7 protein-coding genes are annotated in these 15,154 nt (G+C 73.3%); 1 reads left to right on the top strand and 6 read right to left on the bottom strand.

Annotated features, from left to right (window positions below):
* Positions 1-225: 225 nt before the first annotated feature.
* The 5 genes from LL648_RS27955 to LL648_RS45420 are packed head-to-tail and all read right to left on the bottom strand — an operon-like array spanning position 226 to position 7,080.
* The gene (locus tag LL648_RS27955; RefSeq protein ID WP_232665733.1) at positions 226-972 is read right to left on the bottom strand and encodes a class I SAM-dependent methyltransferase; all 747 of its coding nucleotides are present in this window, start codon (positions 970-972) and stop codon (positions 226-228) included.
* Positions 969-2,663 carry an ABC transporter ATP-binding protein gene (locus LL648_RS27950; protein WP_232665732.1) on the bottom strand — a complete coding sequence of 565 codons (1,695 nt, stop codon included), beginning with the start codon at positions 2,661-2,663 and terminating at the stop codon, positions 969-971. Before LL648_RS27950 ends, LL648_RS27955 begins: the two co-directional genes overlap by 4 nt.
* The gene (locus LL648_RS27945) at positions 2,656-4,293 is read right to left on the bottom strand and encodes an ABC transporter ATP-binding protein (RefSeq protein WP_232665731.1); all 1,638 of its coding nucleotides are present in this window, start codon (positions 4,291-4,293) and stop codon (positions 2,656-2,658) included. Before LL648_RS27945 ends, LL648_RS27950 begins: the two co-directional genes overlap by 8 nt.
* Positions 4,290-5,729, bottom strand: coding sequence for a 4-hydroxyphenylacetate 3-hydroxylase N-terminal domain-containing protein (locus LL648_RS27940; protein WP_232665730.1), 1,440 nt, complete (start codon positions 5,727-5,729; stop codon positions 4,290-4,292). Before LL648_RS27940 ends, LL648_RS27945 begins: the two co-directional genes overlap by 4 nt.
* A 10-nt stretch (positions 5,730-5,739) precedes the next feature.
* Positions 5,740-7,080 (bottom strand): GNAT family N-acetyltransferase, encoded by a 1,341-nt coding sequence (locus LL648_RS45420; RefSeq protein ID WP_232665729.1) that lies wholly within the window; start codon positions 7,078-7,080, stop codon positions 5,740-5,742.
* Positions 7,081-7,146: 66 nt separating this feature from the next.
* Here LL648_RS45420 and LL648_RS27930 point away from each other — a divergent pair, with 66 nt between their 5' ends.
* Positions 7,147-8,151 (top strand): iron-siderophore ABC transporter substrate-binding protein, encoded by a 1,005-nt coding sequence (locus LL648_RS27930; RefSeq protein WP_232665728.1) that lies wholly within the window; start codon positions 7,147-7,149, stop codon positions 8,149-8,151.
* 243 nt (positions 8,152-8,394) lie between these two features.
* Here the strand turns inward: LL648_RS27930 and LL648_RS27925 are convergent, their stop codons facing one another.
* Complete coding sequence (locus LL648_RS27925) at positions 8,395-15,153, bottom strand: amino acid adenylation domain-containing protein (RefSeq protein WP_232665727.1); 6,759 nt, start codon at positions 15,151-15,153, stop codon at positions 8,395-8,397.
* Position 15,154: the final 1 nt, after the last annotated feature.

The following is a 15,154-nucleotide window of genomic DNA, read 5'->3' as shown; positions in this document are numbered from 1 at the left end:
CCACCTCCTCGTGGTGCAGGCACGCTAACCACGGCCGGAGTGGGCGCGATAGACCAGAACACCCATTGCGGTGGACCAGCCGCGCGCACGGACAGACGTACCTGCAGGTCAGCGCTGTCCGTTCCGGATTCGTGGTCCAGCCCGTGGTTCACCCCGAACTTCCCCACCGTTTTGCCAACCTGCACGGGGTATTGCGTGTGCAGGTTGGCAAAACGGTGGGGAAGTTCAGGGGTGGTGCGCGGCGAGGAGGAGGCGCGGGGTGTCGGCCAGGACGTCCGGGGTTTCCTCCGCCTCCCGGATCAGGACGGCGGCACCGTCGACGCCCAATTCGGCCTCCAGCACGGCGCGGGCCGCGAGGACGCCCGAATAGACCGCCTGCTGGCGTTCCAACCAGCGCGGTGTCTCCTCGCGCACGAGCACTTCGAATCCGGCCGCGCGCAGCAATTCCGCATGGTCGGCGTGCGTGGGCTCCCAGGTCGTCAACACGAACCGCCCGCCGGGCCGCAGCACCCGCGCGATTTCGGCAACCGCGGCCTCCTTGTCCACGACCATCCACAGCGTGTCGACGCTCATCACCCCGTCGCACGACGCCGCGGGCAGTCCGGTCGCGGTGAAGCTGCCGACGGTGAAGCGGGCGTCCGGCACGCCGAGGCCGCGGCTGCGCAGCGCGGCGTCCACCACCGCGCCGGGCACGACGTCCACCCCGGTCAGTCGCGCCCCGCTCGCGCGTGCGACGAACAGCCCCGGCCCGCCGCGCCCGCAGCCGATGTCCGCCATCGTCGCGCCCTCGGGCAGGGCGAGCAGCTCACCGACCCGGTCGAGGTCGGCCCTGGTCACGAAGCCGAACGGGTCGAGCTCCTCCGGGTAGTCCGACCCGTAGGCCGCCCGGTAGATCGCCCGCAGCGTCGGCGAGCCCGCCTGCTTGGCGAACAACCCCGAATAGCGGTCCTCGGTGATCATGTCTGGGCTCACGTCGTGCCTCCGTCGGTGATCCGCCCCTCCACGAGCCGCACGACCCGCGGCAGGCGTTCGATGGTCGATTCGCGGTGCGCGACGACAACGAGCGTCCGGTCGGCCCGCAGCCCCTCGACGGCCGCTTCCAGCTGCCGCGCGAGGGTGGGGTCGATGTCGGACGTCGCCTCGTCCAGGATCAGCACCGCCGGATCGGTCAACGCGGCCCTGACCAGCCCGATCAGCTGCTGTTCCCCCGCGGAGAGCCGCCGCCCGCCGGATCCGACGACGGTGTCGAGCCCGTCGGGGAGCCCGTCCACCCAGTCGCGGACGCCCAGCGCGTCGACGGCCGCCTCCATCGCGGCGCGGTCGGGGCGGCTCGGGATCAGCCCGATGTTGTCCGCGACGGTCGCCGTGATCGTGTGCACGGCCTGCGGCACCAGCACGATCCGCCGCCTGCGCTCCGCCGGCTCGACGGACGTCAGCCCGACGTCGCCGAACCGGACGCTTCCGCTGTCCGGTTCGTAGAGCCCGGAGAGCAGCTTCGCGAGCGTCGTCTTGCCGCAGCCGGTCTCGCCGACCAGCCCGACCCGCTCGCCCTGGGCGATCCGCAGGACCGTCCCGGCCAAGACCGGCGCGCCGCCATAGCCGTACTCCACGTCCTCGACGACCAGCTCGCCGGCCGCCGGCAGGACGCCGTCGCCCGCCTTGTCACCCACGTGCGGCGACGCGGCGTCGAAGAGGTCGAGCAGGCGTGCCAGCCCGATCTTCGCGGTCTGCAGCTGCGCGACGAGGTCGGAGAGCCCGCGGAACCCGTCGAACATGTTGCGGGTGGCCAGCACGAACACCACGACCGCCGCCACACCCACCTGCCCCTGCGCCGCCAACAGCGCCCCGACCAGCAACAACGTCGCCGTCGCCAGCCCCTCGACGAACCCCGTCGCGGTCAGCCGGGTCTGCACGGCAACCGCGCGCATCGCCGCGGTCCGCGCGGTCGCGACGTCGGCGTCGAGCAGCGCGAGCCGCTCGGCCATGCCGCCTCCGGTCACCAGCACCTCGTGCGCGGTGATCGTCTCGGTGAACCGGGCCGAGACGGCCGCCTCCGCCGCGGCCTTCGCGGCGAACGCGGTGTCGGCGTCGCGCTTGAACCACCGCACGACGAACGCGGCGGCCGGCACGAACAGCACCAGCACCACCAGCGTCAGCAGCCACGAGTACACGAACAGCACCACGAACGTCATGCCGAGCGTCGAGAGGATCGCGAGCAGGTCGGGCACGTGCTGCCGGACGAACGCCGCGAGCTCGGCGATCTCGCCGGTGGCGCGGCGCAGCAGCTCGCCCGCCCGGTGTGCCTCGACGAACCGCAGCGGCGCGCCGGCAAGCCCCTCGACGGCCAGGTCTCGCAGCGTCCGCACGACCTGCTCCCCCGCGCGCGTCAACATCAGTTCGGCGGCCCTGAGCAGCAGCATCCGGGCGATCACGAGCCCGCCGAGCACACCGGACCACACCAGCAGCGCGGTGCGGTCGCCCGCGATGACGGCGGCGACGGCCTGCCCGATGGCGGGCGCCATCGCCACCACCGACGCCGTGCTCAGCAGGCTGACCAGCAGCGCCGGGACGATCACCCGCCGGTGCGCGCGCAGGTGTGGCCAGAAGCGGCGGTAAACCTGTGTCGTATCGGGCTCCGCGGCGAGCGTCCGCACCTCAGCCACGGCCGGCCTCCACGACTTCGGGGTGTGCTGTGCGGAGGTCGACGACACGGTCGGCGACACCGAGCACGCCCGGCCGGCTGGTCACGACGACCACCGCGGCGTCCGGGAGGTACGAGCGGATGCCACGCAGGATCGCCCGCTCGGTGACGACGTCGACCGCGGAGGTGACGTCGTCGAGCACGAGCGCGTCCGGCCGCGCGAGCAGCGTCCTGGCCAGCGCCAACCGCTGCACCTGGCCGCCGGAGAGCGTCGAGCCGCCCTCACCGACCTCGGTGGCGTAGCCGTCGGGCAAACCATCGACAACACGGTCGAACGTCGCGGCGCGGGCCGCGGCCACCATGTCGTCCTCGGTGACCGTGCGGCCCATCCGCAGGTTGTCCGCGATGGTGCCCGCGAGCACAACCGGCCGTTGCGCCACGTATCCGATCCGCGCCCTGACCTGCGACAACACCGCAAGCCGCAGGTCGATGCCGCCGTAACGCACCGCGCCGGACGGCGGGTCGTCGAGCCGGCAGAGCAGCCGCGCGAACGTCGACTTGCCCGAGCCGGTCGGCCCGGTGATCGCCAACAGCTCGCCGGGCCCGACGTTCAGGTCGAGCGGACCGCCGCCGACCGGCACCCCACGCACCTCGAGCCGACCGCGATCCGGCAGCGCCACGGGGTCGGCCGGGTCGACGACCACCGGCCTGGTATCGAGCACCTCGGCGATGCGCCCGGCGGCGACCTTCGCCTCCCCGCGGTTGGAGAGCAGCACGACCAGGAACGTGACGGCCACCGAGAACATCGTCATCCACGACGTGAACGCGACGATGCCGCCGACAGTCGTGCGGCCGTCGAGCGCGGCGAACCCGCCGACGAGGACACCGACGGCGATCGCGGCGCGCGGCACGGCCGGCATGGTCGCCGCCCAGTTCGCCGCGACCCGCGCGACGAGGTGCGTGTGCCGGGTGACCTGCCCGCTCGCCGCGTGGTGCCGCGCGACGAGCACCTGCTCGCCGCCGAGCCCGCGGACAGCTGCGCTCGCGTGCAGCAGGTCCTCGACGGCGTCGGCGCGCGCCGCGTGCGCGGTGGAGAGCTGCGCGTTGCGCCGGGCGAACCAGCGCGGGAACAGCATGCTGCCCGCCACCAGCAGCGGGGCCGTCGCCACCGCCACCACCAGCAGCAACGGGTCGAGCGCGAAGATCGCGGGCAGCACCAGCACGATCGTCAGCGCCACCTGCAGCCACCACACCAGCCCCTGCACCCAGGTGGTGATCTGCTCGACGTCGCGGCTCACGCGCATGGCGAGGTCGCCACGGCCGAACGCGTCGAGCGCCGGCCGGTCGAGCGTCGCGATGTGCGCGGCGACGCGGCGCCGCAGCGCCGCGGCGATCGCCGTCGCCGCCACGCCGGAGAACCACTCGCCGCCGATCGCGCCGAGCAGCAGGACGACCGCGAGCGCCGCGACCACACCCGCCCACATCGCGGTGACCTCGACCGAGCCCGCCCGGATGCCGTCGTCGATCGCTCGCTGGACGAAGAGCGGCACGGCGAGGAAAGCCAGCTGCTGGAACGCCGTCGCGCCGAACGCGGCGGCGAGCGCGGGCGTCTCCGGGCGGACCGCCGAACGCAGGAACGTGCCTGCGTTCATGGAGCGATACCGGCCAGCTCACGCGCGTAGGAGACGGCCCGCTCGGCCCGGTAGCTCCTGGCGATCATGAGCTTCTCGGCCTCCAGCGATCCTTCGGCGTGGATCGCGAGCACCGCGTGGTAGCCGCCGAAGTCGCCGGTCGTGAGATCGCTGACCATGTTCATCACCCGCACCCGCTCCTCGCCGTCGTGGCCGGCGCGGCCGCTGAGGTAGCGGCGCAGCAGGTCACCGGTCTCGGAGCTGCGGAAATCGGCGGCGGACGGCGCGGTGACGAGCAGCGCGCCCGCCATGTCCTGCACGTCCTGCACGGCGTCGTGGTAGCCGTGCGCGAAGTGCGACTTCGCGATGTTGGTGGTCAGCGGGTCGGGCACGGCGAGCCCGCACTCGTCCATGACGGCACGGTCGGCGGCGGCCTCGACCAGCGCGCGGAGCGTCTCGGCGTAGCTGATCAGGCGCACCAGCTTGTCGCGGACGTGGCCGGCTTTCCTGATCCCGTTGATGTCGGCGAGCAACGCGGCCGCGCCGATCAGCGCGTCGACGAGCGGGAGTTTGTAGGAGACGGCGGTGAACCGGTGGTACTCGACGAACGCCAGCGCGAGCGGGCCACTGAACTCGGCCTCGCCGGCGAGGAAGACCCGCTCGTTCGGCACGAAGACGTCCTCGAAGATCGTCACCGTCTCCATCATCTTGTGCCGCGACGAGATCGGGGCGTCGAACGTCTCGGCGCCGACTCCGCCGTAGGGGCTCGCCACCAGCACCAACCCCGGTGTGTCGATCGGCACCGCGAACGAGACAGCGTAGTCGGTGTCGGCCGGCCCCATCGCCCTGGTCGGGAGCACGATCAGCTCGTCGACGTTCGGTGTGCACGATGTATGCACCTTCGCGCCGCGCACGACGATCCCGTCGGGCCGCCGCTCGACGACGTGCAGGTACGCGTCGGGGTCGGGCTGCGCAGACGGGCCGAGCATCCGGTCGCCCTTCACATCGGTCTGCGCCACCGACATCGTCAGGTCGCCGTCGCGGCAGCGGTCGAGGAAGGCCCGCACGCGTCCGGTGTACGTGGTGCCGTGCGCGGCGTCGACCTGCGGCGCGACCCGCAGCAGCGCGAACAGCGCGTCGGTGCCGATCTCCTTCACGAGCGGCACGAGCGTCCGGCCCCGCGCGGTGGCCTCGGCGATCAGCTCGGATCGCCTGCGCAGGTCGGCGCCGGTGCGCGGCTCCTCGAAGTAGCGGCTGAACTCGCCGTGCTCGCCGGCCACGACCGCCAGTTCGCGGTACCGCGGGTCCTCCGCCATCTCGAAGTCGGTCGCCGCGTGCCGCACGGCCACCCCGATGACGGGGTGCTCCGTGACGTCTGGGACGCGCTCACCGCGGAAGTGCACGCGGCGCCCGTCACGCAGTCCCTCGGCGTACTCCTTGGCAGTGCGCAGAGCCATGAACGTCCCTTCAGGGGGTACGGATGATCAGAGCGGCGTTCTTGTGCGGGTACGGGATCTCGCGGGGCAGCCGGTAGCCGACCTTCTCGACGAGGCGCAGCGTCGCGAGGTTGTGCACGTTCGGTTCGCCGACGATGCGGCGGCAGCCGGGGTCGGCGGCGAACGTGCCGCTGCCGAGCTCGCGCACCAGCCAGGTGCCTGCGCCCTTGCCGATGGTGCCGATCTCGGCGATCGCGATGTGGATGCCGATGTCGTGCGACCAGGCCTCGTAGCGGTCGGCGAGCGGGCTGCGCACCGCGCGGTAGAGCTCGATGTATGCGGTGGGGACGCCGTGGAACGACGCGATGCACGGGATCGTCGCGTTGCCGGCGCGCTGGGCGGCGAGCTCGGCGGCCCACTGCTCGCGCGGCCACGCCTGCCGCCAACCGCGTTCGACGTGCGGGAACGCCATCCAGCGGGTGACCATGTCGACGTCGGACGAGTCGGGGTCGACCAGTCGCAGGTCCCAGCCCTCGCCGAGCTCCGGCAGCACCGGACCCGGCACGCCGGCGTGCACCTCGCTCGGCGCGGCCGTGCGGAGCGGGTTGACCGTCTCGATGTAGGCGCCGGTCGGTCCGAACACCTCATCGCGCCCGCGCAGTCCCGTGATCAGGCCGGCGCGGGAGGGCAGGACGCTCGCCTCCAGCCAGGTGCGCACGAGCGCGGAGTCTTCGGCGAGCGGCGCGAGCAACCCCCGCAGGTCGGCGACCAGCTCGGCCTCGTCGGCGAGGCCCGCCGCACCGAGCGCGCCGACGACGCCGATGACACGGCGGCGCAGGCAGCCGTCGGAGAGACGCGCGGCCGCGGCCTCCGTCGTCTCGTCGACGGGTTCCGCGTCGAAGCGCCGGACGGCCGGGAGCAGCACCGAGCCCGCCCATTCGGCGAACCAGCTGCGGATCTCGGCAGGTGAGCGGCCCTGGAGCGACTCGGCGAGCGCGCTGCCACCGTCGGCCGTGACGAACGGGGCGCCCTCGTCGGTGGCCGCGGCGGCCACCAGCGCCGCGCTCGCGGCAGCGGGATCCCACTCGGCGCGGCCGCCGCCGCGGTAGGCGACCTCGGCCGCGAGCAGCGCCGCGAGCAGGGGCGCGGTGAGCGGGCCGGCCGGTGCACGGTCGCCGTCCGCGGGGCCGTACTCGACCCGGACGTCGGCGAGGACGTGGTGGCCGGTGGCCGAGAGGCGGCTGGTCTCGGCGACGAGTTCGAGGCCGGTGGAGGTGAGCGGCCAGCGGAGCGTGCCGTCGGGGTCGGGCCGGACCTGGGTCTCGTGGGCCCACTCCCGGACAGTGCGGTGGATCCGGTCTTCGTCGGTCACGAGCACTCTCGTAAAGTTAGGCAACCCTTACCGATAACACAACCCTCGTGCCGTCCAGGAGGATCAGTGCCCCCCATCGGAAGACGCCGTCTGATCGGAGCCCTGCTCGGCGCGGCCGTCGTGCTCGCCGGGTGCGGCACCGGTCCCGCCCCCACGGCGCCGGCCGCGGCACCCGCACCGGGGTTCCCCGTGACGATCACGCACGCGTTCGGCACCACCGAGATCACGGCACGGCCGACGCGGATCGTCACGGTCGGCTACACCGACGCCGAGTACCCGCTCGCGTTCGACGTGCAGCCCGTCGGGTGGACGTCGTGGTTCGCCGACCGGCCCAGCGGCGTCGGACCGTGGGCGGACGCCAAGGTCACCGGCACCCCGCCGGTGAAGCTGCCGGCCGCGGCGATGGACTTCGAGACGATCGCCCGGCTCGACCCCGACCTCATCGTCGGCTTCGACAACATCACCGCCGAGCAGTACTCGAAGCTCACCGCGATCGCGCCGACCGTCGCACCGAAGGTGGCCGGGCAGTACGGGCACGACTGGCGCGAGTCGGTGCGCACGATGGGCCAGATACTCGGCGAGCCCGAGCGGGCGACGTCGATCATCGAGGGGCTCGACGCGAAGTACGACGCCGTGAAGAAGGCGCACCCCGAGTTCGCCGGCCGCTCGGCGGTCTACACCTACGGCGGATACCAGGGTGGGCAGGCGTACTACGTCTTCAAGCCGTCCGACCCGCGGCAGCAGTTCCTCACCGGGATGGGCTTCGTGCAGCCGCAGCGGGTGGCGGACATCGCGGCGAGCGGCACCCCGTCGATCAGCCCGGAGAACGTCGGACTGCTCGACGCCGACGTCCTGCTGCTGCAGACGCTGTCGCAGGCGGAGCACGACACGGTCTACGGGCAGCAGTTGTTCCGGCAGCTGCCGGTGGTGGAGGCGAAGCGGGTCGTCGAGCTGCGCGCGATCCCGAACATCGTCGACGCCATCTCGCTCAGCACACCCCTCAGCCAGCCGTACGTGATCGACAACCTCGTCACACCGCTGGCGGAGTCGGTCGCCAAACTCCCCGACTGACGTCGACACGCAGTCGAACTTCCCCACCGTTTTGGGCACCTGCGCGCCGTGGGAGCGCGCATCCACCCAAAACGGTGGGGACGTTGGGCACGGTGACTCGACGACCAGTAGAAGGTCCCCACCGTTTTGCCTACCTGCACGGCGTTTCGGGTGTGCAGGTTGGCAAAACGGTGGGGAAGTTGCCCATCGTTTTGGGTACTTGCGCGCTGTGCGGGCGCGCATCCACCCAAAACGGTGGGGGAGTTAGAGGGCGCGGTTGGTGATTCGGCCGATCTTCTCGGCCGCTGCGGGGGTCATCATGTCGCCGTGGCGGCAGGGGATGTCGTGGTTGTGGATCTTGCCGTCGACGTACGGGCGCCAGCGGTCCCACGAGAAGCCGAACGAATCCGTGGCCGTGCAGAACACGACGTCGCCGCGGAACGGCGGGTAGTCGCTCGGTAGGCCTAGGCGGTGGCATTCGAGCATCGTGTCGGCCAGGCGGGTGAGGTCGGACTTCGCGAAGCCGGCCAGCACCCCGGGCCCAGACGTGACGATCGTGTGCAGCTCCGCCACCGCGACCGGGCGGTCCGGGCCGATGTCGTAGCCGTTGAGCTGCAGGAGCCTCGCGTTCATGATCTCCGATGTGACCTGCGGCTTCGGGTCGTCCGGGTGCTGCGGGTACGCGTCGAGGACGATCAACGTCTCCGCGTCGAGCCGGCTCGCGACCAGGTGCGCGATGTGCCCGCCGAGCGACCACCCCAGCACGTGGTGCGGCCCGGACGGCGCGATCCGCCGGATCTCGTCGACGTACCGCGCGGCCAGCTCGTCGAGCGAGCCCGCCGTGCCGCCGGTGAGCATCGGCGCCTGCAGCCCGTACACCGGCCGCTCCCGGTCGATCCACGGCAGCATCGCGGCGTACGGCCAGCTCACGCCGTCGGCGGAGTGGATGCAGAACAGCGGCGCCAGCGAGCCGCCCGCGCGCAGCGGGTGCACCACCTCGAAGCCGGACGCCCCCGCCCCGCCCGTCACCACCCCGGCCAGCCCGGCGACCGTCGGTGCGGCGAACACGTCCCGGATCGTCACCTCGACGCCCAGCTCGGCGCGCACATTCGCGACGAGCCGGGTCGCGAGCAGGGAGTGCCCGCCCAGTTCGAAGAACCCGTCGTCGGGCCCGACCGAGGACACCCCGAGCACGTCGGCGAAGACGCCGCACAGCTCCCGTTCCAGCTCGGTCGCGGGCGCGCGGCCGGTCCGCGCGGTGGACTCCGGCGACGGCAGCGCCGGCTTGTCCACCTTGCCGTTCGGGCCGACCGGCAGCACGTCCACCCGAACCACCGCCGCGGGCACGGCGCTCGCCGGCAACACGGCGGCCACCTCCCGTCGGACGCGCAGCGGGTCGAGGTCGGCGCCGCCGGCGACGTACCCGACGAGCCGCACACCGACCTCGCCCGGCCGCGCCACCACACACGCCCCACGCACTCCCGGCTGCGCCATCAGCGCTGCCTCGACCTCACCCAGCTCGACGCGCACGCCTCTGACCTGCACCTGGTCGTCGACGCGGCCGAGGAAGTCGAGCTCGCCGGCCGCGTTCCAGCGCACCAGGTCGCCGGTGCGGTAGAGCCGCCCCTCGCCGAACGGGTTCGCGACGAACCGCGTCGCGGTCAGCCCCGGCCGGTCGCGGTAGCCGCGCGCGATCCCGTCGCCGCCGAGGTACAGCTCCCCCGCCACACCCGGCGGCACCGGCCGCAGCCGGTCGTCCAGCACATACGCGGTCGTGTTCGGGTCGGGCACGCCGATCGGCGCGAACCCCGTGATGCCGGCGCGCGCCTCCCACATCGTCGAGTTGACCGTCGCCTCGGTCGGGCCGTAGGCGTTGAGCAGCGTGTACTCGCCGGCCAGCCGGTTGACCAGCTCCGCCGAGCAGGCCTCCCCGCCGACGACGAGCACGGTGCCGGGCGGGAACGGGCCCTCGTCGACGGCCGCCTGCATCAGGGTCGGCGGCAGGTTGACGTGCGTGATCGCGTGCCGCTCGGCCAGCGCGACGATCTCGATCCCGCTCAGCCGGGACGTCCTGACCAGCACCAGACTGCCGCCCACGGTGAGCGCCATGAGCACCTGGAAGGCGAACAGGTCGAAGCTGATCGACGCGTACTGCAGGATCCGCGACGCCGGCGTGACGTACCAGGCGCCGGTCGCCGTCGCGATCAGGCTCGGCAGCCCGCGGTGGGTCACCGTGACGCCCTTCGGGTTGCCCGTCGAGCCCGACGTGTAGATCACGTACGCCGCGTTGTCCGGGTGCGCCACCCCGCCGATCAGCGGCTCGCCGGAGTACGAATCGAGCTGTTGTCGCACGTCAGCGGCATCGAGCACCACCGTCATCGGGCCTTGCGGCACCGCTGACGCCGTTGCGGTCGTCGCCAGCACGACGACTGGCGCGGCGTCGGAGAGCATGAACCGCAGCCGCTCCGGCGGGTACTCCGGGTCGAGCGGGAGGTACGCGCCGCCCGCCTTGTGCACCGCCAGCACCGCCGTGATCATCTCGACGGACCGCGGCACCGCGAGCCCGACCACCTGCTCCGGCCCGACGCCGATGTCGACCAGCATCCTGGCCAGCCGGTTCGCGTCGGCGTCCAGCTCGGCGTACGTGGTCTCGACGCCGTCGAGCAGCAGCGCCGTGGCGTCCGGAGTGGCAGCCACCTGCGCCGCGACCATCGCGTCGGCCGTGGCCGGCGAGACGTCGACGGCCGTGTTGTTCCACTCCACCAGCACCCGGTCGCGCTCGCCGGGGCGCAGCACGTCGACGGCCGAGATCGGCGCCGCCGGGTCGGCGACCAGCTGCTGCAGCACGCTCGTGAAGCGCTCCGCGAGCACGCCGGCCGTCGCCGCGTCGAAGAGGTCGGTCGCGACGGTGACGCCGCCGTGCACCACCCCCGGCTCCAGCTCGACGAGGTCGACGGCGAGGTCGAACCGCGCGACGGTCTGCTGGAACGGCTCGGTGGCGACGCTCAGCCCCGGCAACTCCGGCGCCGACGCGCCCAGCGGCCGGAACGTGACCATGGTCTGGAACAGCGGGTGCCGCCCGAGCGACCGCGGCGGGTTCAGCTCCTCGACCAGCCGCTCGAACGGGACGTCCTGGTGGTCGTACGCGGCGAGGTCGGCCGCGCGCACGCGTTCCAGCAGCTCGGTGAACGTCGGGTCGCCCGCGAGGTCCGTGCGCAGCACCAGCGTGTTCACGAAGAAGCCGACGAGCCCGTCGAGAGCCTCGTCGGTGCGGCCCGCGACCGGCGTGCCGATCGGGATGTCGACGCCGGCGCCGAGGCGGTGCAGCAGCACCGCCACCGCGGCCTGCACCACCATGAACGGGGTCGCCCCGCACGATCTGGCCAGGTCGCGCAGCTGGTCGGGGACCTTGCCGGCGAGCTCGAACGGCGCCGTCCAGCCGCGGTGGCTCGCGTTCGGCGGCCGCGACCGGTCGACCGGCAGCGCCAGCTCGTCGGGCAGGCCACGCAGCTGCTCGCGCCAGAACGCCACCTGCGAGCCGTCGGCGAGCCGGCCCTGCTGCCACACCGCGTAGTCGGCGTACTGCACGGGCAGCGGCGCCCTATCCGGTGCACTGCCGGCCAGCCGCGCGCGGTAGGCCGTCGCCAGGTCGGCCAGCAGCGGCTGCATCGACCACTCGTCAGCGGCGATGTGGTGCACCACCAGCACGACGACGTGCTCCTCCGGGCCGAACGGCACCACCGTGCACCGCACAGGCGGCTCGACGTCGAGCGCGAACCGGTGCACCACGGCGTCCTCGACGGCCGCCGGGCCGTGCGCGACCTGCAGCGCCGGCCGCGCCGACTCCAGCACCACCGCCACCGGCTCGCCGTCGACCTCGGGGAACACCGTGCGCAGCGACTCGTGCCGGTCGGTCACATCGCCGACGGCGGCCTCGAACGCGGCGATGTCGAGCGGCCCGTGCATGCGCGCGACGACGGGCACGTTGTACGTCGGGCTCGGCCCGTCGAGCCGGTAGAGGAACCACAGCCGCCGCTGCGCGGGCGAGAGCGGCAGCCGCTCCGGCCGCGGTCCGACGACCAGCGGCGGGCGCCCGGCGGCCGCCGCCTCGACGGCACGGGCCAGCGCGGCGGGGGTGGGGTGGTCGAAGACCGTGCGCACGGCGAGGTCGCGCCCCAGCAGCGTCCGCACCCGCGCGACCAGCCGCGTCGCGAGCAGCGAGTGCCCGCCGAGTGCGAAGAAGTCGTCGGACGGCCCGACCCGCTCGACGCCGAGCACGTCGGAGAACACGTCGCAGAGCAGCTGCTCGCGCGGCGACACGTCGAGCCGCTGCACGGGCCCGTGGACGTCCGGTTCGGGCAGTGCGCGGCGGTCGACCTTGCCGCTGGGCGTTCGCGGCAACGCATCCACCACGACGACGGGTGTGGGCACCATGTGCCCTGGCAGGACGTCCGCGACCTGCGCGCGCACGGTCGTGCCGTCAACCGCGCCGACGACGTACCCGACCAGCCGGTTCCGGTGCACCGCCACCGCCGCGGCCGAGACCCCCGACACGGCCGACAGCGCCGCCTCCACCTCGCCGGGCTCCACCCGGAACCCGCGGATCTTGACCTGGTCGTCGGCCCGCCCGACGAACTCCAGCTCGCCGTCGGCGGCGCGGCGCACCAGGTCGCCGGTGCGGTAGAGCCGCTCCCCCGTGCCGGCCGGGTCGGCGACGAACCGCGCAGCGGTCAGCCCCGGTTGCCGGTAGTAGCCGCGCGCGAGCGCGGCGCCCCCGACGTACAGCTCGCCGACCACCCCCGGTGCCACCCTGCGCAGGAACGGGTCGAGCACGTGCGCGGTCGTGTTCCAGATCGGCCGCCCGATCGGGGCCGTGGCGGGCCAGCCGGCCGGGGCGCCATCGAGCCGGTGCGCGGTGACGACGTGCGTCTCGGCCGGTCCGTAGTGGTTGTGCAGCTGCGCCGACGCCGCGCGCGCCGCCGGCCCGAGCACGAACGCCTCGCCGGCCTGGTGCACCGCCGACGGGTACGGCGAACCGGGCGGCAGCTCCGCGAGCACCTCCCTGACCACGACGTCCGGTGCATACAGGTCGTCGACCCGCTGCTCGACGAGCCAGCGCGCGAACCCGGCCATGTCGGTGCGCACCTCGTCGGGTGGCAGGACGAGGCAGTGGCCGCGCTGCAGGGTTGTGTAAATCTCCTGGACGGCGACGTCGAAGCTCAGGCTGGTGAACTGGGCGGCTCGGCGCCGCGCCCGGAGTGGCTCGCGGTCGCTCCACGCCAGCAGGTTCACCAGCGCCGAGTGCGGCATCGTGATGCCCTTCGGCCGACCTGTCGAACCAGATGTATACACGATGTATGCCGGGTGTGCGGGATGCGACCGCGGTTCGAGTGCGGCGGTGGACCCCGCCGCGATCGCCTGGTCGCGGAGCAGCTCCTCGTCGATCACGAGGTCGGGCGCCGCGTCCTCGATCATGAACGCGAGCCGCTCCGCCGGGTAGCCCGGGTCGAGCGGCAGGAACGCGCCACCGGCGGCGTGCACGGCGAGCACCGCAACAACCATGTCGATCGAACGCGGCAGCCGCACCCCGACCACCGACTCGGGCCCGACACCGCGCCCGGCGAGGTAGCGGGCCAGCCGGTTGACCCGCGCCGCGAGCTCGTCGAACGTGACGACCTCGGCGCCGCACTCGACGGCAGGCGCCTGACCGGCCGGAACGCGCCCGGTGAGCACCGCGGGCCCGACGTCGACGCTGCTCCCGTGCCACCCGGGCCGGTCCGGCGTCGAGAGCGCGGCCAGCGCCGCGACCGGCGCCTCCGGGTCGTCGGCCATCGCGATGAGCACCCGTTCGAGGCGTTCGAGCAGGTCGGCGACCGCGGCGCCGGGCCGGTGGGTGAGCCGGAAGGTCAGCTCGTCCTGCGGGAACACCAGCAGCGTGAACGGGTAGTGCGTGGTCTCCTGCCCGTGCAGGCCGGCCATCCGCACGCCGGAGCGGTCCTCGGCGCCGCGCAGCGCGGCCCGGTCGACGGGATAGCTCTCGAACACCGTGAGCAGGTCGAAGAGGTCCTGCCGGCCGACCGCGCACTGGATCGCGGCGAGGCCGAGGTGCTGGTGGTCGAGCAGCTCGGCCTGCTCCGCCTGCAACCGGCTCAACAGCTCCGCCACCCGCTCGCCCGGCGCCTGCCGCACCCGCACCGGGTAGGTCGTGACGAAGAGCCCGACCATCGACGCATAACCGGGCAGCTCGGGCGGGCGGCCCGACGCGGTTGCGCCGAGGACGGTGTCGGTGCGGCCGGTCAGCGTGCCCAGGACGAGCCCGGTTGCGGCCTGGACCAGCACGTTCACCGTGACCCCGAGCCGGCGGGCCAGCGCGTTCAGCCGTGCGGTCGGGCCCGCCGGGATGCGCCGCTCGATCGTCAGCTGTTCGGCGGGCAGCGGTTCCGGCATGAGCAGCTTCGGTGAATCGAGCCCCGTGAACGCGTCGCGCCAGGCCGCGGACGCCGCAGCGGTGTCCCGGCCGCGCAGCCACTTCACGTACTCCCGGTACGGCGGCGCCGCAGGCACGTCGACACCGCTGTAGGCCTGCAGCAGCTCGCCGAGCAGCAACGCCGTCGACCAGCCGTCGAGCAGGATGTGGTGGGTCGTCACCACCAGCGTCACGCGCTCGGCCCCGGTCCGGACGGCCGTGAACCGCACGAGCGGCGCCCGGCGCAGGTCGAAGCCGCGGCGCAGGTCGGCCGCCGCCGTCTCCTCGGCGTCGGGCGCCGCGACCTCGGTCCAGTCGAGCGGCACCTCGGCCAGCACGACCTGCACGGGTGTGCCGGACCGGCCGAACCGGAACGCCGAGCGCAGCACGTCGTGCCGCCGGACGAGCGCCTCGGCTGCGGCGCGCAGCTCCGCCGTGTCGACCGGCCCGTCGAGATCGACGACGAGCTGGCTGACGTACGGGTCGACCGCACCGGCCTCCTGCGCGTGGAACAGCAGCCCTTCCTGCATCGGGGTGAGCGGCAGGATCTCCTGCACG

It is taken from the genome of Pseudonocardia sp. TRM90224 (assembly GCF_021245725.1).
Classification (GTDB): domain Bacteria; phylum Actinomycetota; class Actinomycetes; order Mycobacteriales; family Pseudonocardiaceae; genus Pseudonocardia.
This window is presented reverse-complemented; position numbering and strand designations above follow the sequence as displayed.